The organism is Flagellimonas hadalis, from assembly GCF_007785775.2.
Taxonomy (GTDB): domain Bacteria; phylum Bacteroidota; class Bacteroidia; order Flavobacteriales; family Flavobacteriaceae; genus Flagellimonas; species Flagellimonas hadalis.
In genome coordinates, this window is record NZ_VNIK02000001.1 from 26565 (window position 1) to 49629 (window position 23065).

Sequence of the window (23065 nt, forward strand, 5' to 3'; positions counted from 1 at the left end):
GCTTTCCAAAAAGTATGGGGAATACACAAAGAAAAGATATCGACACGATCCTAGAAGGTTTTAGAAAGAATGATGAAACCATTCTGGAAGAAGTTTACCAAAGTGTTTTCCCTCAGGTCAGGGTCCACATCTTCAAGAACAGTGGGGACGAGGCCCAGGCAAAGGATATATATCAGGAGGCGTTCATTGCTTGTTGGCAAAATGTAAAGGACCACAAGTTTGACGGGACAGGAAGCTTGGAAGCGTACCTCTTCACCATCGCCAAGAACAAATGGACAGACCATCTGAGATCCGCCCGGTTCAAGAAAACGGTCCATCAAGATGTAATATCATTGATTGGTCAGGAAGAGGACAAAGACGAAGACCAAGACAATGAGGTGCAAAATGAACAGGAGGCCATGAAACGAGCCCTCCATCAATTGGGAAATGGATGCAAAAACCTATTGACCCTCTTCTATTTTGAACGTAAGAACATGGAAGAGATAGCCGAAAAAATCGGTATTGGAGCGGCATCCGCCCGAAACAAAAAATACCGGTGCATGGAACAATTGCGTGCATTGGCCCAACACATCAAGAACAATGGATAAGGAACCTACATACTGGACCCTTGAAGAGCAGGACCTTTTTGAAAGGTACCTTCTTGATGGGATGGATGCCCAAGAGAGGACAGATTTTGAGTCCCAATTGCAATCCGATTCCAACTTGAATACCAAGTTTTTGGAATTCAAGGGACTGTTCCGAACCATTGAGGAAGAAGGTCTGCGTTCCAAGTTGAATCATTTTCACAAGCAACTGGAAGACGATGCCCAAGTCAGATCCCTTCATACGATGTCCTACCGATTCTTTTTCCGGATTGCGGCCGCCATTGCACTTTTGATCGCTCTTGGAGGTATTTGGTATTTCTATATTCCCAATGCCAATGAAAGGCTGTTCAATACCTATTTCACCCCAGACCCTGGTTTGCCTACGGTAATGGGCAATAGTGATAATTATGATTTTTATGAGGCCATGGTCGACTATAAACAGGGAAACTATAAAACTGCGTTACAAAAGTGGGAAAATCTGTTGCCGCAAAAAAGCGACAACGATACCATCAACTATTTTTTGGGCGCGGCCTATTTGGCCAATGATGAACCCAGCAAGGCAATTCCCTATTTTGATTGTGTGCTCGGTAGTGCCCAGCCTTCATTCCAAAGTGAAGCTGCATATTACAAAGGCTTGGCACATTTGAAGAACAATGAGGTGGAGGAAGCCCTCAAAAGTTTGGAGCAAACTTCGGATGAAAAGGGCCGGGAATTGGCCAAAAAACTCAAGGATTGATCGGATATGGACAAGGGTTTTGCATATTTCCTTCTGGGACTTGCCTTTTTGTTGCAGACAGCCATGCATTCCCAACAAAAACATCCCATACTAAAAACGCTGGATAGTCTTATCGCTGCGGATGCCTTTGGGCATGCTCAAGAAATCATTCAAGCTGAAGTAAGCGGGAAAACAAAATATTCTTCCCTGAACTTGGGCCGATTGGTCTATCCCCTTGCAAAATCAGAATTTTTACAGGACAATGGTACCCATTTTCCAATGGCACAAGAGCTGCTGAAGGATGTTCAGTCCAAAAACCAAGCAGATTCCGTTCAATATGAGGCGCTGTTGGGCCTGGGGCTTGCCCATGTGGACCAAGGCAGTGTTCTTCAGGCCAATGTGTATATGGCTCGTGCCAATACTTTGGCGAACACCTTGCAGGATGTCCAGCGTAAGGTGGCCTCGGAGTTTTATTTGGGGGAAATAGGGCTCAAACTGGGGGATATCGACCAATTGATGGCCCGCACGGATAAAGCACTTCGCTTGATGGAGGCCCATCCAAAAACAAGGTTTCCCTTGGCACCACGGATACTGAATTACAAGGCTTCACTGATGCACTTTATATCCAAGCCGGACAGTGCCGACTATTATTTTGACAAAGCCATCCGGTCAATTGATACCATGGACAAGGATGCCGAGCAGTTGTACTATCTTCCCGGTACCATTTATGGTAACTGGACGATGGTGAAACAGAGCGCTGGGGACTATGGCACGGCCATGGAACTTACTTCAAAGAGTATTTCAAGTTTCAACACCTTTTTGCAACATACGCACAACCATCCTTTGACGGAAAAGGTTCATGGCAATCTGTCCATCGCCTACAGAAACCTGGGCAGCCTCTACAATGATTTTGGCGACAAGGACAAGGCTGTACAGGTGGCCTCCTTGGGATATAAACATGCCAAAAGATATTTTCTTCCCAACACGGTGCAATATTTCAGTGCCGTACTGATGATGGCCGAGGCCCATCTTTATGCAGAGAACCAACAAAAGGCCAGAACCTACCTAAAAGAAGCCGAGGCATCCCTGATCTCAATCCCCGGAACCAATTGGTCCTATGCTGCCAATTTATATTTTGCTTGGGCAGACCTTGAAAAAAAAGAGGAAAACTTTTCGAAAGCCATCACCAATTATCAAAAAACCCTTGAAGCCTACACCAATAGCAGTGCCGATGAATTCAGCCAAAACATCATTTTTGCAAGGTCCAATTTGGCCCAGGTCTACGCAGAGAACCAACAGTTTAAAGAGGCTTTGGACCTTATCGACAACACCTACTCCAAAGTGGCTGAAGCCTACGGTGCACATAGCTACTTGGCCAAAATGATGCAGCTCAGCAAAATCAAGATCTACTTTCTAAAAAGTGATTTTGAAAGTGCCATCCAACTGTGCCGGCAACTATTGGAGGGATATGGTGGCACCGCCGATGTGGAAAACCGACCTTATCTCTGGAGCGAACAGGCTGAAATACTCATGTATCTGGCCAAATCCAAATTGAGGTCTTTGCCCCATTCCCCAAAAAATCTTATTGAAATTGCGCAGATCATCGATAAGGCCACGGCACTGGTTGAAAAGCGAAAATCGCTGGTCACCTCCCAAGAAGGGGTAAGCAACCTTATTGCCAACAATAGGGAAGTCTTCAATGTGGCCAAAAAGGTGTATGTGGAACTTTACCGACAAACCAATGATGAAGCCTATCTTGAAAAGGTCATGGCCTTACATGAATCCTCCATTTACAACCGTATTCGGGCTCGTTTGAACCTAACCGCCGATGCTTTGGCACCCATCGACATTAGGGAGCAGGAAAACTCGCTGCGCAATCAAATAAATGGTTTTTTTGATCTTGAAGGCAACGAAACACAGTTCAATGTAGCGGAATGGGATTCGCTCAATAGGTCATGGCAGGACCATTTGGGGTTCCTTCAAAAAGAGCACCCCCATTATTACAAGATGAGATACGCCTCCATTGTGGAACCGCTTAAAAACCTGGAACAACATATTCCGACCAATACCACCTTGGTCCGATATTTTTCCGATGGTGACAACAACTACGTCTATGTTTACCAAAACGGCAGGACCAACTTGATAAAGTTGGACCCCATAAAGGATCTCTGCATATCATCCATATCAGATTACAGCGTTCCAGAGGATGAACTTTTTGATTGCCTGCACCAACTCTACCAAATCGTTTGGGAGCCGATTGAAGGTCTCGTAAAAACAGAAAATGTCATCATTTTTCCGGATGGGGAGCTGTTTAACCTGAGCTTTGAATTGCTCACCCCAAAAAGGATAGGGTCTTATGGGGAATTGGCCACACAAAGCCTACTGGCCAAATACAATATATCCTATAACTACAGCCTGTTCATGCTTGGCAAGAAACAAGGTATTGTGGGGTTTAAAAAGGATTTTATTGCCTTTGCCCCCGAGTTTGATCAAGAAATGAAGACCAATTACCAAATGGCGATCTCCGATTCGTTGTTTTTGGACAAGGCCTATCTGACCCTATTGCCGCAACCGTTCAGTACAGAGCTGGTAAAGAAATTCAGTCGAAAATTCGATGGCCGTTCATTTCTGAACGAAAAGGCCTCCAAACCCTTGTTTACCCAAAATGCCAAGGAACATAAGATCATACATATTGGTACCCATGCCGAATCCAACAATGTAAGCCCCGAACTTTCGCGATTGGTGTTTGCCAAGAATGTTGCGGATTCTTTGGATATCAATGATAATTCCCTGTACACCTATGAGATCTATAACCAAAACCTCAGTTCACACTTGGCCATACTGACGGCCTGTGAAACGGGAAAACCGACCTATCAACCGGGGGAGGGGATGATCTCATTGGCACATGCCTTTAATTATGCGGGCAGTGAAAGTGTTTTGACCAGTCTTTGGCAGATCGATGAAAAATCCAGCAACAAAATATTGGAGCGTTTTTATGGTCACCTTTCTGAAGGAAAACCAAAACATGTGGCCCTTCGCTTGGCCAAATTGGATTACTTGGCCCATGGGGAAGGACGTATCCTACATCCACAATACTGGGCCGGATTGGTATTGATGGGCGATACCTCCCCGGTAGAATTCTCCCGACCCGGTTTTTGGTCTCTATGGGTCGTGGCTGCCTTAATCGTGCTGATTGTGGTCATGGTCTTCTTAAAAAAGAAAAGCTCCCATAAAGGGAGCTGATCCAAAACCCAACTAACTACTGAACATCAGTTTCTTCCTTTATCCTTGATTGTTGGGAACATTGGGATTGTTGTCATCTGGGTCCTCGTTGGCAGGAACCCCATCGTTGTCATTGTCCACAAAAGTGCCATCCCTTCCCACAAACAACTGGAAATTTATGGGTAGAAAAGTATCCATTTCCTGGGTATGATATTCGTTGCTCGGAGCGGAGGTGACCGATATGGCAGAGAACGTGCCCCCAGCAAGATAGGTGGACCTTACCCACACTTGGGCGGCCGCAGTAGGTGCGCCTCAAACTGTGAAGGGATGCCCTCAAATGAATTGTTTGCTGAGATCCTGCACAGCACATCAGGGGAACCATTAAAACCATAATGCGCAAATACGGCATTGATCTCATTGGCGATAATGGCTGTTGCCGAAACCTGTCCATTCAATTGTGTGTTGGGAATCCATCGGAAAACCACTGCGTCATCATTTCGGACCAAGCAATATCGTATGTGGTCGGTCGGCGGTATTCCTTCTTGAGCGTGTCCCTCTGGGCAACGGGCTTTCCGTTGCAAGGCCTACCTGGGGGAGGGCTTTTCACTGCAATCCCTCACGCGGGGGGAGTATTATGAAAGCCGACTCAGTATATGGAAGTGGTAATCCATCGCTATCGGCTATGCATCCCTCAGGGTTTGGGCAGGGTTCACCAGTAGGGCACGTACAGATTGCAAGCTTATGGACAATAATGCGACGGCCAAAACAAGCACGAATGGAATGAAGAACATCCATACCGTTATGTACAATATTGGTAGGTCTCAAGCCAATATTGGGCGGCGAAATAAACCATGGGAATCGCTATGATACCTGCGATCCCGACCAAGGAGAGCAGGTTTTTTGGGATAAGCAAAAGTGTTTGCAGATCGCTCGCTCCCAATACCTTTCTGATCCCGATCTCCTTTAATTTTTGCAATGCCATTTGCGAACCCATCCCGAACAAATCGATGGCGGCAATGAAGTTGGCTAGGATTGAGAACAGCATGCAGATAGTCCCAATTTTAATATCCGCCTGATACTGTTTGTTGAAATACTAATCGAGGAAAAAATAATTGAAGGGATCTTTTGGGAAAAAACGTTGGAACTTTGACTCTATAGTTGCCAATGTGCCCTTGACATCCCTTGTCCCGACATTTATCGTAATGTAATTGGCCAAGTATCGATCCTCGTACAATAGCATCATATTGGCAATGCCAGATCGAAGGGATTGTTGGTGATGATCCTTGATCACGCCAATTACTTCGACTGTTTGTTCTACAGGGCCATATTTGAACGAGCCTGATGGTTGAGACCACTAAAAACGGAAATTTGAGCCAACCAATATCTGGTTCTAGTGGTTTATAAGTCAGTTTATTGTGTTAGTTTCGAGGCTGCTCAAATTTATCCGGTGAAGTGATATACTATGTCGGGCGTTTCCATGCTTGGTACTAAAATTTAGGTTTTTGACAAACTATAGCTGAATGAGGAAAGGGACAGTTCAGCTTAATGTAAGAATTGCCGATTGGGTTTTGTTTTCACTTCCTGATGGCCTATGGATTTTCTCTTATGTTGGCTTGATACTCCCTATAAGGAAGAATTCAATTTTAAGAAACAACATAATTTGACTTGTAGTGATTCCAATTCTGGTTGTGTGTCCGGAAATTGGTCAGTGCTTCTATAGATACCCCAACATCCAACTATATTTATTTAATATTGGAATCTTTGTTCAGGCCTTAATATGTGTACGAGCACATTTTTTGTGGTTTTGCTTTTATCTTGGATAAAAAATATGTAAGTTCGTTGAAGTTGAAGCAAAAATCAGCATAAAAGATTCAATAAAAATCAGATTGTCAATAGTATAGAACGTAGATGCAAAAAACAGCAAAACCTACACTAGTGGTGTTGGCCGCAGGCATGGGAAGTCGTTATGGGGGTCTTAAACAAATAGATTCTTTTAGCCCTCAAGGCGACACCTTGATCGACTTTTCAATTTATGATGCATTGCAGGCCGGTTTCGGAAAATTCGTGTTCATTATCAGAAAAAGTTTTGAGCGTGAGTTCAAGGAGATTTTCGACCGAAAATTGGAAGGAAGGGCCGAGGTGGTTTATGTATATCAGGAAATTGAAAATGTGCCGGAAAAGTATTTCAATTTGGAAAGGGTAAAACCCTGGGGGACCGGCCATGCCCTTTTGATGGCCAAAGATGTGATTGATGGGAATTTTGCCATTATCAATGCGGATGATTTCTATGGCAAAGAGGCCTTCCATGTGATGGCCGAGGCCTTAAGGGGAACGGATAGGGAATCCTATAACTTTTATACGATGTCCTATCTCTTGAAAAATACCATATCCGACCATGGCTTTGTTTCCAGGGGCGAATGCCAAGTGGATGAAAACGGATATTTGACCGATATTGTGGAAAGGACCCACATTGAAAAAAGAAACGGTGAACTGATGCGGAAGGATGATGACGGAAACTTTCTTCCCATTGATGAAAACACGGTGGTCTCCATGAATTTTTTTGGATTTACCCCCAAATGTTTTGGATATGGGGAAGCCTTGTTCCTCAAATTCCTGGAGGAGAACCATGAAAATTTGAAGGCTGAATTCTACATCCCTTTGATCGTAAACGAGATGTTGAAAGAGAATATGGCCATCGTTAAGGTTCTACAATCCGATGCCAAGTGGTTTGGTGTGACCTATAGAGAGGACAAAGAAATAGTGCAAAAGGCCATCGATGCCTTAAAGAAAAAAAACAGGTATCCAACGGACCTGTGGCAAATACCAAAAAATCAATTGAACAACGAATGAAATCGACCGCAATTACCTTTGGACTGCTTATATGGAGTACGGTTGGCTTATTTTCCCAGAATGCCGACACGCTTGACATAGACATCGCCAAAGGGGAATATTGGTGGGGAGGTCTGAGCACTGAAGGCCACAACACACCTTATGATAGCCATTCAAAAGTGACCCATGATCTGTGGGCCAACAACGAAGGCAACCAGGCCCAGCCCCTTTTGCTCTCGAATAAGGGCAGATATGTTTGGAGCGAGGGTCCTATCCAATATGCCTTCGATAATGGCCACTTGCAGGTGACTTCCAAAAGTGATAAGATCATCTTTGGCGAAGCCGGTAAAAATTTACGTGATGCCTACCAATATGCGGTAAAACATTTCTTTCCGCCCAATGGTGAAATTCCGGAGGAAAAACTGTTTACCCATCCCCAATACAATACATGGATAGAATTGATTTACAACCAAAATGAGGAGGATATTCTCAAATATGCACAAGGCATCATAGACAATGGTTACCCTCCAGGGGTTTTGATGATCGATGATAACTGGCAGGAAAATTATGGGGTTTGGGAATTTTCCCCCCGAAGGTTCAAAGACCCCAAGGCCATGATCAAAAAACTCCACGATATGGGGTTCCAGGTCATGCTTTGGGTCTGTCCATTCATCAGTCCGGATTCGGAGGTTTTCCGGTATTTGGCCAAGGAGGGCATGTTATTGCTCGATCCCCAAAAAACGCAGGACGTGCTTTGGGCAAACACCCAGGAGAAAGCGGCCATTGTGCGCTGGTGGAACGGGGCCAGTGCCTGTTTGGACCTGAGCAATCCGAAAGCGAAGAAATGGTTCAAGGAACAACTGGACCATTTGGTGGACGAGTATGGTGTTGACGGGTTCAAATTTGATGCCGGCGATGCCCATTTTTATGATAATGGGGTCATATCCTATGAAGAAGTCCTGCCAAACGAGCATACTGCGCTGTTTGCCGAGATCGGTCTGGACTATCCCCTCAATGAATATCGCGCCTCTTGGAAAATGGCAGGGTTGCCCTTGGCCCAACGCTTGCGGGACAAAGGGCACAATTGGACGGACTTGCAAAAGCTGATACCAGATCAGATGGGCCAAAGTTTGATGGGATATGCCTATACCTGCCCGGATATGATCGGTGGGGGCGAGTACGGCACGTTTATCAACCTTACGTCCATTGATGAGGAATTGGTCGTGCGATCCGCCCAGGTCCATGCCTTGATGCCCATGATGCAATTTTCGGTAGCTCCTTGGCGCGTGCTCTCCAAGGAAAATGCAACATACTGCTTGGAGGCGGCAAAATTGCACGCTGAAATGGGACCTTATTTTCTTGAATTGGCCAAACAGGCCTCAAAAACCGGGGAACCCATTGTAAAGCCCATGGCCTTGGCCTACCCAGACCATGGATATGAAATGATAAAGGACCAATTTGTCCTTGGCGATGACATCATCGTTGCGCCTGTAGTGACAAAAGGTGCTTACAAACGAAAAGTAGTCTTGCCGAAAGGAAAGTGGAAAGACGATACCGGTAAAATTGTCAGTGGGAACAAAACCATAGAAGTTGATGCTCCGTTGGGTAGACTTCCATTTTACACCAAAGTGGATTGAATAAGGTGGAGTCCAGATGAAACTCAAAAAGGGTTTCTGTCATATGGAAAATAACAGTGCCATGCCATCACATTGACTGTAATCATCGAAGGCAACGGCACAATGCGAATATGCAAAGCAGGTTTTGAGTTGTTTAGTTGTTAGTGCAAAAAGGGCCATTGTGATAAAACTTCATCATGATGGCCCTTCTTCATTTAGGGATGGATTTTAAAATGACCTTTTGAAATCTATGGTTTGCCCCTCCAACAATCGGTCGCAGATGATCACCAAATCCTCATTGCCATCATAATCTATGGTGAATTCCTTTTCTTCATTTGGCAATATGGTTCTAAGGGATGTGGTGGATTTGTTTCCGTTGATGGAAAGATAGGCATCGTAATAAATGGGCGCCGTTCCAACATTTCTTATGGTTATTTTCGAGTTACCGTTGGTTTTCACAAAATCGGTGACCTCAAATTTGTACCCCGTATTGATGCTGGCCTCTTTTATGCGATCCGCGGACTGGTATTTGTATTGGTCATTTCCGATCATATAGGTGGTATGGAACCGTTTTATGAACGATTCGTACGATTCTCCATGTGGACCATTGGGGGATAGGACATTTTGCTGGTCATGATCCGTATAATAATTGAATTCACCCCCGATGGGATTATTGACATAACGGGTATCCAGTCCCAAGAATTTAAAACGCTGTTCATTGACAGAACCGTGTTCCTCGGCCATAAAGGAGTCATCGAACAAACCAAATGATAGATCCAATAGGGAAGGATCGTCGCGGAATGGAGTGACATTGCCATCTTCAACATCAATGGAAATAGACCAATGCAAATCGGTGAACATAGTGTCCATACGATTTAAAAACAGGGTTTGGTACGCTTTTGAAGGAAAGGTTTTCCCCAGCTCAAATGGACCATCATAAATGTGGTATTCCCCCCACAGTCCAAAACCGACCTGCAAAAAGGCCAAACGGTTATCGTGATCATAGCGTTCGGCGAATTTTTCATAGAATTCCAAGGTGAAGTCCTGCAATTCTGGATGCGACCAATCCGGAAACCAGGTTTCCCTGCCTTCACTGACCCCCTGCGTTTCTTTATAATCCGGTAGATCCTTGATGTATTTTGGCACGGATGTTTGTTGCCCAACATAGGCATATCTGAACCGAAGGATGGCTTGGTGGTTCCGTGAGGCGATATCGTTGAGTTTGTTTTCAACTACCGTCCAGTCATAGACCCCTTTTTCAGAAACCACATCCTCAAAGAGCATATAGGAATATTCAAGGCTATGTGCCCCTGAGCCGGCATTCGGATTTCCATCCCAGACCACGATCCCGGTCATGGGCTGCACCTTGGTGAAACTGCTGACACCCCCGCCATTCAATACAGGTTCTTGACTTTCCGGTTTTCCCTCGGTAGGATCATTGTTTCCCCCGCCGCAGGCGATCAGGAGACAGTTTAGGCCAAAGAGATATAAAAGATTTTTCATGATGATGGATTTTTTTGACTTGATCATATTCTGATGAATAGTTTCTTTTTATACATCCAAAAGCAAATGAACCATAGAAAAAAGAGCACTACAAAGCTCAACAGTATATCGGCGCCCAGTGCTCCGGTCCACCCAAAGAGGGCATTTGAAAACGGCAAGAATATCTTTCGGATCAATGCAGCCCCGCCAACGTGTGCGAACAGATAGATGAATAATGGGTTCATTCCCACAACGGCAAAGAACAACACTCCCTTTTGGTATTTTTTGATATCTATCACCCAATAGCAGAGTGCAAGGGCCAATATGGACCATCCGCCACCCACAAGAACAAAAGTGCTTGTGGAAATTCGTTTTATGATCGGTGTTACATAACTGAAGCCATAACCAATGATCAAGGCCGCGACCCCCCCGATTACCAGAAGCCGGATTTTTTCCTGGGTTGTTTTGTTGCCGATCAACAGTTGGCCTGCCACTACGCCCCAAATGGTATGGGCAGCGGTGGGAATGGCATTGAACATGGCCCAATGCCCGCCATCTTCTTCTCCTGAAATCAAAATATTGAACCATGCGCCAAAGTTTTCCCCGGGAACAAAGGCATGGTCAAAGCCTTCAATCGGGAAAAATCTATAAATGGCCTCGCTGATTAAAATGAGCAATACAGAAAACCCGATTTGGATCAACGGTTTTTTACGGATGACCAAAAATGCAAGCAGGTATGTGACCGATAGTTGTGCCAGCACGTTTTGGAACCTGAAGACAATTTCCCCTGGATCGATACAGTACAGGGCCCATCCCAATACGAGCATCAAAAAGGCTCTTTTGAAAGCATGCTTCCGCAATTCTTTATAGGTATCCCCTTTTGCCATTCTCTTTGAAAAGGAAAGGGGCATGGCCACACCCACAATGAACATGAAAAAGGGTTGTATCAAATCCCAAAAGTGCAATCCTTCCCATTCCACATGATGGAACTGTTCCCCAATGGTGTGGATAAGGGTGCCGTGAAGTTCTGGGGACACCAGGAACTCAAAAAGGCTTGAAAATTCCGCAATGAGCAAAAACATGGTCAGGCCTCTATAAAAATCCAAAGACAGTAATCGGTTGGTATTGGTTTCCATATGCTGATGGGTATTGATGATTGAAAAAGAAAACCCCAACAAATCTTCTTGGTTGATTTATCAGGGTTTCCGTTTATTGCAATTGGTTTAGAAGGTTATTTTCGAAGATCGATAGATCTCATCTCATTGATCGAGTATTGAAACTGCTCAAATTGAGTCGTACGGGTTCATTACCTTTGGATCTCAATATTGATGGGTGGGCCAGCGGTATCACTTGGGTAGTACTCAGCACCCCAATCCAGCCACATGCCAAAGTCTATGCTATCCCCAACCGTTCCAAAAAAGCTTTTGGGAAACCTCAGTTCTATCGCATTGGTCTCGCCATCTACGGCAATTGTTCCGGATGATTGGAAACCGTGTCCATCCAGCCCTATCCAATCCCATGCCCAGGCATTGCCGCCGGCATGTGAATAAAAACTCCCCCAGGAACCTAAAATTGGAGGGCCTTCAAATAAATATTCCGCGCCAATGTTCCAAGCTTCGTTATATCCAGTGGTATTGTCCTCATCCACATTGAAAACCATATCCACAATTTCCATTGTCATATCGGGACCTCCTTCAAAATAGATGTCTATGTTGGGTCCCTTGGTGTAATACTTCATTTTCTTGACCGATCCTGTAAATTCATAATAGACGGGCACTTCTTCCCAATCCTCAAATTCCCCATCTATGTCAATATTGGCAACAATGATGACCGGGGCACTGATCTGTTTTGACACATTTGCCTCTTCACCGGCTTCATTCATTGCAGTCAACGTAACGGTAAGTTCCCCACCTTTGATGGCATAGGTGTACACAGGATTTTCTTCATAGGAATAAAAATAAAGGTCGCCAAAATCCCATCGGTAGGAAGTGGCCCCTTCGGACAGGTTTGTAAAAGTGAATGTGCTGCCATCACTTGTAAATGAAAAGTCGGCCGTAATGCTGCTCTCCGAACTGGAAGAGTCATCCGAATCACAACCGGCAAGGAGTGAAACGGCCAAAAGACAATATAAAAGCTTGAATTTTTTCATGACTTATGTATTTAGCGGTTATAGTTTTTTAATTGATCGTCAGTGTATGCAATAATTCGTTCATGCCGGTGCTGGCCTCCCAGGTGCCGGAGTTTGCCAATTGGATGGCATATTCGGGCCTATCTTTCAATGAGGTGGAAGCATCCTCTATTTTTATATAGAGCTTGTAGTCACCCGAAGGGATGTCGGCAAGGCCGATGCTTTCCTTCAAGTCGTAATCCGAATCCGGCACCACCTTTCTCACATCAAGGCCCAACGCCTTTTTGTACACCGTTCCATCGCCAACGGATTTAAATATCAAAAAGGCATTCTTCTTGTTGTAAACAGGGGCAAAGCCTGCATTTTCCAGAACCAGGTCCAGTTCAAAATTGCCATTGGCGGTCGCTTCCTTTTTTAGACGGCCTGTTTTCAATAAAAGGCGATATCCCAATTCTTTTTGAAAATCCTCAAAGCAATCATTGTTTCTCCATTCCTGAAGGACAGGTCCATAGTAATCCAGGTTCAGGTAGGTCCATTTCAGCAAGGCCATTTCGGTATCGGCCGTATTGCAACTGGCAATCGGAACATTGGTAGGAGGGCAGGTCTCACCCCCGGTGGGCACAAAAAGTGCTTCATTGCTGATGTATTGTTTTTCAACAGCAACATTTTGATAGGTCCCATAGTCATCTGAACTGGCCAAAAAGCAGTCGTTATGGAAACCTACACGGGCAACATCGCTGTCCCCATAGCCCACTGATGCATCCATGGCCGTGGAGTACTCGAATATTTCTTGCTTGTACAAAGGGGTCCTGACCTGGACCTTGATTTCTTTGGGCAAGACCTCCAATAATTTATTGAGGATCGCTCTTTTGTTTTCAACAGTGGTCAAATTATTGGTGGTGTAGTACCATTCTCCCCAAGATCCTATGAACCCCGCTTGGACAAATGCAATTACATCTGCATTTTCGGTCAGTACAGGTTGCAATTGATCCAAGTGCGCAAGGACCCTGCTCAATGGGGCATCGGTCTCATTTTGGTCGCTGTTATAGGCAAAGCGGAGAATACATTTGACGCCGGTTGTTCTCAATCGTTCAAAATCGGTGGTGATCAAGTCCAGTTCTGCTGCACTGAGGTCAGCGTCTTTGAACGCATCCAAATAATAGATCCGATTGATGATGGTGACCTTTTCGTTCTTAAGGGCATTGAGCATTGCCAGACTGAGCGGTGCCCCTTCGGATTCCACGGCCCAGTGGTGCATGAACCCTCTTTCCGGATTTGATATGACATCATTTGATGCAGTATAGGTTATAGCGTTTATGGTGTCATCTACCGGTTCTGGGTCGATGGGCGTTTCGCCGGTACCAGTACCATCGCTGCCACAACTGATTATGCACAAAATGAATAGGGTTATAAATTTATATTTCATCTGTTCATTTTTATTTGTTTTTTAAAGGTCACATGCAATGCCCTAAGAACATATCGGTTGGTTTGATGATCCGTTAATGGGCATTTCATTGTGTGTCGTTGTTAAAAGTCGATTAATATTCTTCTTTGATCCAGTCATAGGGTTTTCTGTTGATCCAACCCCCTCTGGTAAAATCAGGAAAATCCTGGGGTTCCCCGTTGTTTTCAATGGAAACCTCGGATAATGGCGTGATAGCACTCCAAGCCGCTGCATCATACGCATCCAACGGTGGGGCCACACCCAGTTTGGCGGACTCGACAAAAGCATGGATCACAAAGAAATCCATTCCTCCATGTCCGGCACCTGTGGCATGTTCCCCATATTTTTTCCATAAGGGATGGTCATATTTTTCCAGCCATTTGTCTGCATCGTCCCATTGGTGGGCTTCGGTGATCCCTGCAATGTGGATCCTGTTCCCATCCACTTCCCACAAACCGTTTGCTCCTTGAACCCTAAAACCTAGGGAATAGGGTCTTGGCAAATTGGTGTCGTGGGTGACGATGATGGTTTCCCCGTTTGCTGTTTCTATGGTGGAGGTCACAATATCCCCCAATTTGAACTTCACCTTGGCATTGGGATGGTTTTCCCCGCCATGCTGGACAATGTAGTTGTGCAGGCCGACACTTTTCGTGGCATGCGATGTCAAGGACAGAAACCTGTTTCCCCGATTGATGTCGCACATGACAGCTATGGGTCCCACGCCATGGGTAGGGTATAGGTCCGCATTTCTCAGGACCGAGTGCTGTGTTCTCCATTTGGCCTCGGAGATTGCTTTTTCACCAAATTCCACGCCTCCTCCATACGGTTGTTTTCCATTGTTGAACTTGACTTCACGCAGATCGTGTTGGTAGCCACACCTGAAATGGACCAATTCACCGAATACGTTCTGCCTCACCATGTTCAAAACCGCCATGATATCCCTTCGGTAGTTTACATTTTCCAAGATCATGAGGTGGGTGCCGGTTTCTTCGTGAACATTCACCAAGTCCCAACATTCTTCAAGGGTATTGGCCGCGGACACTTCCAGCCCGGTATATTTTCCCGCCCGCATGGCATCTTTTGCCATACGCGTGTGCCATAACCATGGAGTGGAGATCACAACGGCATCGACATTGTCCAGGGCCAAAAGGTTTCTGTAGTCATGACTGTCCTTGCCGAAGACCAAAGGTTTTTTGCCACCTTTGCCCGTTATCTTTTCCGTGGCAAGTTTTGTTCTGCCCGGGTCAATGTCACAAATAGCGGTAATATTTACGTCGTCCCTCAACAAGAGATTCTCCAAGTGATTGGTTCCCCTGAGGCCAACGCCGATCATGCCAATATTCAGTTTGTTCAGATGACCATGGGCTGCAAAACCAAAGCTTGGCATCAATGATATTCCCGCACCTACTATTGCGGATTTTTTTATGAAATCCCTTCTCGTGTCCATTGCCATTGCCTAATTTTTTTATTTAGGATTTGTAAAAAGGGCTGACTTAACATTGATTGTTCCAAGGCGGAAACTTTCTAAATCAACCCTTTTTTCAACTAACTCAAATTAATTATATCCAGGGTTTTGTATAAACGCACCTTTGCCTTCGCTTATCCTTGCCAATGAAAATGGGTAAAGTTCCTTATATGGGGCTGCTTGGCTGGCACTTCCGTTTAGCTCTATCGAATGTTCCACAAATTTGCCATGTCGTATCAAATCCGATCTGTATTGCCCATTTTCACACCAATATTCATGAGATCTTTCCACAAGGATCATTTCGTTGAAGGAATCGATATCGGCATAGTCCGCCAATGCTATATCATCCAATCCCGCCCTGTTTCTAATTTCATTGACCAAGTCTATGGCTTCCTGGTTGGGGGCACCATTTTTATTGGCGATGGCTTCGGCCTTTGATAAAATAACATCAGCATATCTGTAGAGTATGATATCGATAGTGGTAAGTGTGGTTCTGTTGGGGTCGTTTTCTATTTTTAACGGGATAGGCCCCATTTGCATCACATTACCAGGGTTGTTCCGATTGTAGGTGACCCCATCAGTTCCTGTATACTCAGCGATCAAATACGTTTTTCTGACATCATTCGGCTCGAACGAATCGTAAAACATCCAAGAGCTTTGTATGGTGGCCCATCCGCTTATGTCTGGGTAGTTGGAAGGCAAAGCCATCTGTTGCCATTGGTTTTCACTGGTTGCGGCATAATCAGCGGGAACGGCAAAGATTATTTCTTTATTATCAACTTGAGATTCTGTGCTGAACATATCCACATAGTCATCAACCAATTGATAATGGTTCATTGCCATGATGGCATTTGCTTGTGTTTCCACATCTGCCCACCTTTTCTCGTGTAGGTACAACCTGATCAAGAGCATTCTCGCAAAACCCTTACTAAATCTTCCATAGGCAGCATCTTCGGGGGAAGGCAAATCTTCGACGGCATCCAAGAGGTCTTGCTCAATAAAGCTTACCATTTCACTGTGGCTTAGTCTTGCCAACGGTGTCTCGATCAATGGGTTTTGCAAGACCTCCAATGGCGCCACGACAATGGGGCCGTACATATCGAAAAGCTCGTAGCTTAAAAATGCCCTGGCACACTTCAGTTCGGCAATCCCCCTTTTTTTGATATTCTCGTTGACGGTGGAATTTTCCAATCGGTCTATGCTCAATGTGTTGGAACTGATCCTATTGTAGAAATCATCATAGAACCTGGTAACGCCTTCACTTGTGGGTACATAGCTGTGCAATGTCGCCAATTGCTGTACGCCAAAATTTCCTTGGAGTATTTCGGTGGAGGCATCGTTGACAAACATGATCCCACGTTCTGAGGTGGTATGTATGCCATTCCACCAAGAACCTCTCAGGGGATAATAGGCCGCTACGACCAGGGCTTCCACGTCTGCTTCCGAAGCCGGGAAAATGGCCGGGTTGATCTCATCATAATTGATTGATTCAAGTTCTGGGTCACACCCAAATGTAAAGGCTACCAGAAGCCCCAACAGTATTAGTTTAAACTTTTTCATGATCATTTTTTAAAATTTTAAATCCAATCCTAGTGTATAGGTCTTCACATTTGGGTAGGCAGCCACCAGGTTTGTGGGATCCTGATCGGAACCTGACAATCGACTGTCATACCCATTGGTTTCAGGGTCAACACCATCAAAAGGTGTAATTAGGAATAAATTTTGGGCATCAAACCTGATGGACGCACTGTTGAATAGTTTACCGGTCCATTTGGTCGGTAACGTATAGGACAGCGACAAGTTCTGCAATCGTATAAACCATGCGTCTTGCAGGAAGAAATCCCCGGCACTGTACTGTGTATAGCCGTAGTGTGATGCGGGCCTGTCATTGGTTGGATTGTCCGGGGTCCATCTGTTGTAGATGTTTCGTAATGCATTACGCCCGTTTTGCCAGACACCATCGGCGGAAACACCCAGTGCAAGATCGGTGGCATCAACTATCTGCCTTCCAAACATTCCGTTGAAATGGAAGTTGAGCGCAAAGTTTTTGTACTGTATGCTATTACTGAAACCTGCTATAAAGTCTGGATCGGTAGAGCCCGTCATTACAATGTCCGCTTCGTCTATGATACCGTCTGGAGCTCCAGTTGGCACAAATCGTCCGTTTTCATCAACTATGGGGTTGCCTGCACCGTCTCGGGAAAAACCGTTTAGATCTTTGATCTTTATTTGTCCTGGGAACAGTTCGGGTTGTGCAGGGACTTCATCCCCAATTTGCATGACACCATCGGACAAGTACGTGTAACGGGCACGGATGGGATCATCAACGCTTTGGTAGATACTTGGTTTCCAATCTTCCGCTCTTTCCTTCCACTTATCCTTGAATTTTGAGAAGACCACTGTGCTCCTCCATTTGAAATCCTTGGCATCGACATTTACGGTGTTCAGGGTTACTTCGATTCCCCTGCTTTGTGTTGATCCCACGTTTGCCCAAACCTGATTTATTTCATTATAGGAATTGATGGGTTTTATTTGCAATAGATCTGAAATCTCTTTGTCATACACCTCCACAGATCCGGATATCCTTCCCTTCAATACTTCAAAGTCAAGCCCAAGGTTTATTTCCTTTGTGGTCTCCCATTTCAAATCAGGATTTTCCAACCTTGAGGGGAACACCCCAATTAGAATGGATTCGTCCGGGTTGAGGTAAGCGGGTTGTGCGTAATATGCCGCAAAAGCATTGGAGCCTATATCCGCATTTCCTGTTTCTCCATAACCTATTCTCAATTTTAATTGTGAAATGGCATCATTTAGGTTTTCCATGAAGGGTTCGCCGGCAATATCCCAGCCAAGTGCAATGGATGGAAAAAGAGCGAACCTATTGTTTTTGGAAAAAACACTGGAACCATCCCTACGTATGGTGGATGATAGGATATACCGATCTTTATAGGTATAATTTACCCTACCAAAATAGGACACCAAGTTGTTTTCATACTTAGTTGAGGACAATACTCTGGGCCCGGCCCCAGCATTGATATTATTCCATAGGAAAGAATCTGTTATAAAGTCCTCATTGCCCGACGAAGCACTTTCTGACCGATATTTTTGCCTTGAATAGCCTACCAAGAAATTAAAGTTATGCTCATCGTTAATGAGTGTGGTATAGTTCAACGTGAAATCGAAAAGCGCATCGTTCTTTTTCTCATTGGCAGTGGTTGCTTTACCGCTTACCAGTTCCCCATACAAGGTTGTTCTTGGCAAATAGGTATTTCTACTGGTATGGCCTTGGTCAAAACCGGCTTGGAACCTTGCTACCATTCCTTTTATTGGTTTTATTTCAGCGAAAAAGTTGGTAAGGGTCCTGTCTATCACCCCTTGATCGGTAATGGTAAGGAGTGAATAGGGGTTAGGTTCTTGGGAATTGTCCGGGTTTATGGGGTAATAGCCATTTTCATCAATGGGCTGTATGTGTGGACCATACTGTAATGCCGATCTCAAAAGACCGGAATTTTCATAACGGTCACCTCCCAATTGACTGTTGTCATTGTTGATCCTACTCATGGTAAGGTTCATCCCGACCGATATGTAGTCATTCAATTTTTGATCGAGGTTGAACCTGAGCGCAGCTCTTTCAAATGCAGAGTTCTTCAGTATTCCTTTTTGGTCATATAGGTTTCCTGATAGATAGTACCTTGTGCTCTCGGTCCCACCTCTTATCGAAAGGTTGTGTTGTTGTGTGCTGCCATCCCTCGTTACCAGACCCAACCAATCTGTGCTTTGCCCTGCATTGTTGATCTGGTCGTCCGAATAAAATCGGGTGAAGGCGACACCATTGACGGGGTTCGCGATGGCTTCCTCCAATGTTCTGCTACTGGTGTTCCCACTGCTGTATGGCTCCACTCTATTCTGGAACAGCCAGTTTTCATAAGCGGCATCATTTCTGAGCTTCATCCATTCCTGCAGGCTCAACACGTCAAAATCATCATTATAGGCTTGGTAAGAAAAGGACGAAGAGTAGCTCACCTCAACTTTTCCGGAAACCCCTTTTTTTGTTGTGATCAAAATGACCCCGTTTGCCGCCCTTGCCCCATAAATTGATGTGGCGCTCGCATCTTTTAGCACGGAGATGGACTCAATGTCATTGGGGTTGAACGAGTTCAGGATACTTTGTGTTCCTCCGCTGTACCTATTTCCGGTCCCTGGTTGTTGAAAATCGGTTATGGGAAAACCATCTACAACGATGAGAGGTTGGTTGCTTGCATTGATAGATCCCGCACCCCTGATCTGAAAATCCAGACCACCCCCTGGTTGGGCACTGTTCTGTGTAATTTGAAGACCGGAAACTTTTCCCCTGAGCACATCGCCTATGGAGGGAGATGAAGACAATACCAATTCTTCCGTCTCCACCGTGGAGATGGCCCCTGCTATGTCTTTTTTCCGTTGTGTACCGTATCCTACCACAACAACCTCATCCAAAATGGTGTTATCGGGTGCCAAGGAAATGTTGACCTGTGACTGTTGGTTGATCCGCACTTCTTGGGTTAGGTAACCCACATAGGAAAAAACGATAGTGGAGCTTCCACTTGGTATGGTTATGCTGTAATTTCCATCAAAATCCGTTGTGGTTCCTGTGGATGTCCCTTTTACAAATACTGTTGCGCCGGGGAGCGGTACCCCTGATTCATCTGTTACGGTACCTGTAATTACCCTGTCCTGAAGCATGTGCGCCTCAATATCCGGGTTCATTTTTGGTGAATGGGTTCCTGCATTCGTTTTGAATAAAAAGACTAACACTATCAATACGGTCAGTTTCAGTTTCAAATCGAAATAAAACCCAACACTCTTCCCACCGAGTAGTTTCATATTTTTTTTCATTTTTTTCGTTGGTGATTTATTAATGTTTAGAGATTGAATTGGGTCACGTATTTCGACCAGAAAGTGCTGGAACATTTTCCGGTTTTTTTACTGGGTTCGTCAAAGCTTGTTCATTCATAATACATAGTTTAGTTTGTAGTTATTTGTTATTGGTTTTCAAGTACAATCCCCTTTTAACTTCAGCGACGTTAAAATTTAAGCTCCCTATAGTGAATCACCTGAATTGGTCCATGTGTTGACTTTTCATGTTGACTCAAGTATCCTTGCCCCGGTGTCCACACTGACCTCGTAGGCGTTTATTCCTCCTGCCTCTTTGATGCCCTCGACCACTTGGAGTTCCTTTCCTTTGGGAGCCAGGGCCACAATACTGCCGCCTCCCCCCGAACCAACGATCTTGGCCCCATAGGCCCCGGCATTTAAGGCACCCTCGATCATATCATCGATCCTTGGGACGGTGATCTTCAGTATGTTTTTTAGGATGTCATGATGTTCGTTCATCAACCTTCCGATCCGTTGAAAATCCGGTTCGGTTTTTTTGAATTCGCTCAAGGCCCTTTGGGTAATGTCATGGTTGACCACCGCGGCGTACAAATAGCCCTTTAGGTGATCGGGCACATGGCCCAGGTATTCCTCAAGGTTTTTCCGCTTGGCGGTTTTGATGTCGAAATCCTCGATCTTGCTTTTCACGGCATGGATCGCCAACTTCGCTTTTTCCCTCAATTCACCCAAGAGCCCCACGGTTTCCTTTGGAATGCCGGACTCTCCGATTATGATTCCTTGCAGGGGCTGATTTATGACTTCAAATGAAAAGTCGTCCCCCGTTTCGATGAATACGATGTTGCCCAATCCTATACTGTATTGGTCCATCTTCCCCCCTGGGGCCTTTTGTTCCAATACCTCGGATTCGTATGAAAGCTGTGAGATCAGTTCTGGGGTGACCTCGGTATCTATCCCAAAGGCCTCGATCAAAAAGTTGACCCAGGAAACAACAACAGCGGAGGAACTGGATGTTCCCGCATTGATGGGCAGGTCACCTTTTATCTCAATGTCATAGCCCTTGTTGGGCACACAGTTGTACCGTTTCAATACTTTAAGGGCATGCATTAGATGGTCTCCCTGTTCGATATGCCCAAAGTCCTCATGAATGGATATGGTCCTTTTTTGGTTGATGTCAGGCTTATCAATATTGAACACCTGCAATCCATTTTCCACGGCCGTAAGCTGTATTTTTCTGTTTATGGCACAAGCAATGACAGGGAGGCCCAAATAGTCTTGGTGGTCGCCGAATAGACATGTTCTTCCAGGGGCCAATGATATTATTTTTTTCATATTGATTGTTAAACCGGTGCGTGTTTTGGACCAAAAACCCTTTAATTTTTTATTAAAAAATCATCAACATTTGATGACGCTTTCGAACGAATGTATTTGTTTTTTTCTTAAAAAAAAAGGAAATGGCCAAAAAATGTGCTCGAACACACAAAAAAAGTGTTTTCGAGCACATTTTTTATGGGCAAACTTTAGTTTTTATATATTTGCTTAATTATGAAGAAGTACACCATAAAGGATATTGCTGAACTGGCAGGAGTATCAAAAGGAACTGTGGACAGGGTGATCCACAAAAGGGGAAAGGTTTCCCAAAAGGCCCTGGACAAAGTCACAAAAATACTTGGTGAGATAGACTACCAACCCAACCCCATAGCAAGAAATTTAAAGAACAATAAGGTTTACCAAATTTTTGTTGTTTTGCCCGACCCAAAAGAGGACAACTTTTGGGCACCCTGTGTCGAGGGGGTTAATCAGGCTGTGGAGGAATTCAGGTCCTTCTTGGTGGACATCAGACTGTTTTTTTACAAACCGACCAGCACTGCTTCTTTCAAGGAGGTCAATAAGAAGGTCTTGGAATTGGAACCTGATGCAGTACTTCTTTCGCCTCTATTCCACAAAGAAAGTATAAGTGCCGTGAACAATTACAGATCGGCAGGCATTGTGGTAAGTACGTTCAATAGCCAAATAGTTTTGGAGGAAGCCATAAACTATGTGGGCCTAGATCTCTACCAAAGTGGGAGAGTGGCGGCCAAATTAATGCACACAATCGTTCCCGACACCCACGATATTGTCATCTGCCATTTTGATGAAACCCTGAACAATGCGATTCACATGCAGCAAAAGGAAAAAGGGTTCAGGGATTATTTCAGTGAATTGGACGGTGCGGATTACACCATATTGACCTTGAGTGTGGACCAAACAAACCCAGATCTATCCCTGGTCAATTTTTTGAAGTCCCAGGACAAGGCCTTTGGTTTTTTTGTGACCACTTCCAAATCCTATAATCTGGTGGAGATGCTTCAAGGGCAGCGCCAAAAGAACATCAAGGTCATCGGTTATGACCTATTGGATGAGAACATCGATCTGTTGAAAAAGGACATGATCTCGTTTTTGATACACCAAAGTCCAAGGACCCAAACCTATCTTGGATTGACCTATCTGATTGAACATTTTCTCTTCAACAAGGAAATGCCCAATAAAAAACTGTTGCCCATAGGTATCGTGAATTCCGAAAACTTGATCACGTATCTGTAAAATTGGATTTCGTTTGCGCAAGTGCCAATATACCAAATGAGGAGGCTATGTGAAAATTGGGTGTTTCCGTTTCTGGGTCTGCCCAAGTATGTAAATTTCGAGATGGTAAAATGCCCGAACCAATG

General features: G+C 44.8%; 17 protein-coding genes. 6 read left to right on the forward strand and 11 right to left on the reverse strand.

Annotated elements, in window-relative coordinates:
• Nucleotides 1–14 precede the first annotated feature (14 nt).
• The 3 genes from FOT42_RS00105 to FOT42_RS00115 are packed head-to-tail and all read left to right on the forward strand — an operon-like array spanning nt 15 to nt 4542.
• Nucleotides 15–587: an RNA polymerase sigma factor gene (locus FOT42_RS00105; protein WP_151888544.1), complete on the forward strand. Its 573-nt coding sequence runs from the start codon at nt 15–17 to the stop codon at nt 585–587.
• On the forward strand, nt 580–1320 hold the full coding sequence (locus FOT42_RS00110) for a tetratricopeptide repeat protein (RefSeq protein ID WP_151888545.1): 741 nt from the start codon (nt 580–582) through the stop codon (nt 1318–1320). Before FOT42_RS00105 ends, FOT42_RS00110 begins: the two co-directional genes overlap by 8 nt.
• Nucleotides 1321–1326: 6 nt before the next feature.
• A complete protein-coding gene (locus FOT42_RS00115) occupies nt 1327–4542 on the forward strand; it encodes a CHAT domain-containing protein (protein WP_151888546.1) in 3216 nt (1071 codons plus the stop codon).
• 39 nt (nt 4543–4581) lie between these two features.
• Here FOT42_RS00115 and FOT42_RS17980 read toward each other — a convergent pair whose 3' ends face one another.
• The 3 genes from FOT42_RS17980 to FOT42_RS00130 form a co-directional block, all read right to left on the reverse strand.
• Nucleotides 4582–4719 (reverse strand): hypothetical protein, encoded by a 138-nt coding sequence (locus FOT42_RS17980; RefSeq protein WP_192938279.1) that lies wholly within the window; start codon nt 4717–4719, stop codon nt 4582–4584.
• An 80-nt stretch (nt 4720–4799) separates the two neighbouring features.
• Entirely contained in the window at nt 4800–5027 is a 228-nt protein-coding gene (locus tag FOT42_RS00125) for a hypothetical protein (protein ID WP_151888548.1), read from the reverse strand.
• 293 nt (nt 5028–5320) lie between these two features.
• Nucleotides 5321–5566, reverse strand: a complete 246-nt coding sequence (locus FOT42_RS00130) for an ABC transporter permease (protein ID WP_151888549.1) — start codon at nt 5564–5566, stop codon at nt 5321–5323.
• An 863-nt stretch (nt 5567–6429) separates the two neighbouring features.
• Between FOT42_RS00130 and FOT42_RS00135 the strand changes: the two genes are divergently transcribed.
• Nucleotides 6430–7371 (forward strand): sugar phosphate nucleotidyltransferase, encoded by a 942-nt coding sequence (locus FOT42_RS00135; RefSeq protein WP_151888550.1) that lies wholly within the window; start codon nt 6430–6432, stop codon nt 7369–7371.
• The gene (locus FOT42_RS00140) at nt 7368–8987 is read left to right on the forward strand and encodes a glycoside hydrolase family 31 protein (RefSeq protein WP_151888551.1); all 1620 of its coding nucleotides are present in this window, start codon (nt 7368–7370) and stop codon (nt 8985–8987) included. Before FOT42_RS00135 ends, FOT42_RS00140 begins: the two co-directional genes overlap by 4 nt.
• A 207-nt stretch (nt 8988–9194) precedes the next feature.
• On the opposite strand, the gene FOT42_RS00145 is transcribed toward FOT42_RS00140, so the two are convergent.
• The 8 genes from FOT42_RS00145 to FOT42_RS00180 all read right to left on the reverse strand — a co-directional run bounded on the left by FOT42_RS00145 (nt 9195) and on the right by FOT42_RS00180 (nt 21689).
• Entirely contained in the window at nt 9195–10469 is a 1275-nt protein-coding gene (locus FOT42_RS00145; protein ID WP_192938280.1) for a DUF4832 domain-containing protein, read from the reverse strand.
• Between the two features lie 23 nt (nt 10470–10492).
• Nucleotides 10493–11584 carry an acyltransferase family protein gene (locus FOT42_RS00150; RefSeq protein WP_151888553.1) on the reverse strand — a complete coding sequence of 364 codons (1092 nt, stop codon included), beginning with the start codon at nt 11582–11584 and terminating at the stop codon, nt 10493–10495.
• Nucleotides 11585–11754: 170 nt separating this feature from the next.
• Nucleotides 11755–12597, reverse strand: a complete 843-nt coding sequence (locus FOT42_RS00155) for a PKD domain-containing protein (RefSeq protein WP_151888554.1) — start codon at nt 12595–12597, stop codon at nt 11755–11757.
• Nucleotides 12598–12625: 28 nt separating this feature from the next.
• A complete protein-coding gene (locus FOT42_RS00160) occupies nt 12626–14002 on the reverse strand; it encodes a DUF4832 domain-containing protein (RefSeq protein ID WP_151888555.1) in 1377 nt (458 codons plus the stop codon).
• 112 nt (nt 14003–14114) lie between these two features.
• Complete coding sequence (locus tag FOT42_RS00165; protein WP_151889300.1) at nt 14115–15467, reverse strand: Gfo/Idh/MocA family protein; 1353 nt, start codon at nt 15465–15467, stop codon at nt 14115–14117.
• Nucleotides 15468–15575: 108 nt separating this feature from the next.
• Entirely contained in the window at nt 15576–17045 is a 1470-nt protein-coding gene (locus tag FOT42_RS00170) for a RagB/SusD family nutrient uptake outer membrane protein (RefSeq protein WP_151888556.1), read from the reverse strand.
• Between the two features lie 9 nt (nt 17046–17054).
• Nucleotides 17055–20348: a SusC/RagA family TonB-linked outer membrane protein gene (locus tag FOT42_RS00175; RefSeq protein ID WP_192938281.1), complete on the reverse strand. Its 3294-nt coding sequence runs from the start codon at nt 20346–20348 to the stop codon at nt 17055–17057.
• Between the two features lie 255 nt (nt 20349–20603).
• A complete protein-coding gene (locus tag FOT42_RS00180) occupies nt 20604–21689 on the reverse strand; it encodes a mevalonate kinase family protein (protein WP_151888558.1) in 1086 nt (361 codons plus the stop codon).
• A 213-nt stretch (nt 21690–21902) separates the two neighbouring features.
• Here FOT42_RS00180 and FOT42_RS00185 point away from each other — a divergent pair, with 213 nt between their 5' ends.
• Nucleotides 21903–22940 (forward strand): LacI family DNA-binding transcriptional regulator, encoded by a 1038-nt coding sequence (locus tag FOT42_RS00185; protein WP_151888559.1) that lies wholly within the window; start codon nt 21903–21905, stop codon nt 22938–22940.
• Nucleotides 22941–23065: the final 125 nt, after the last annotated feature.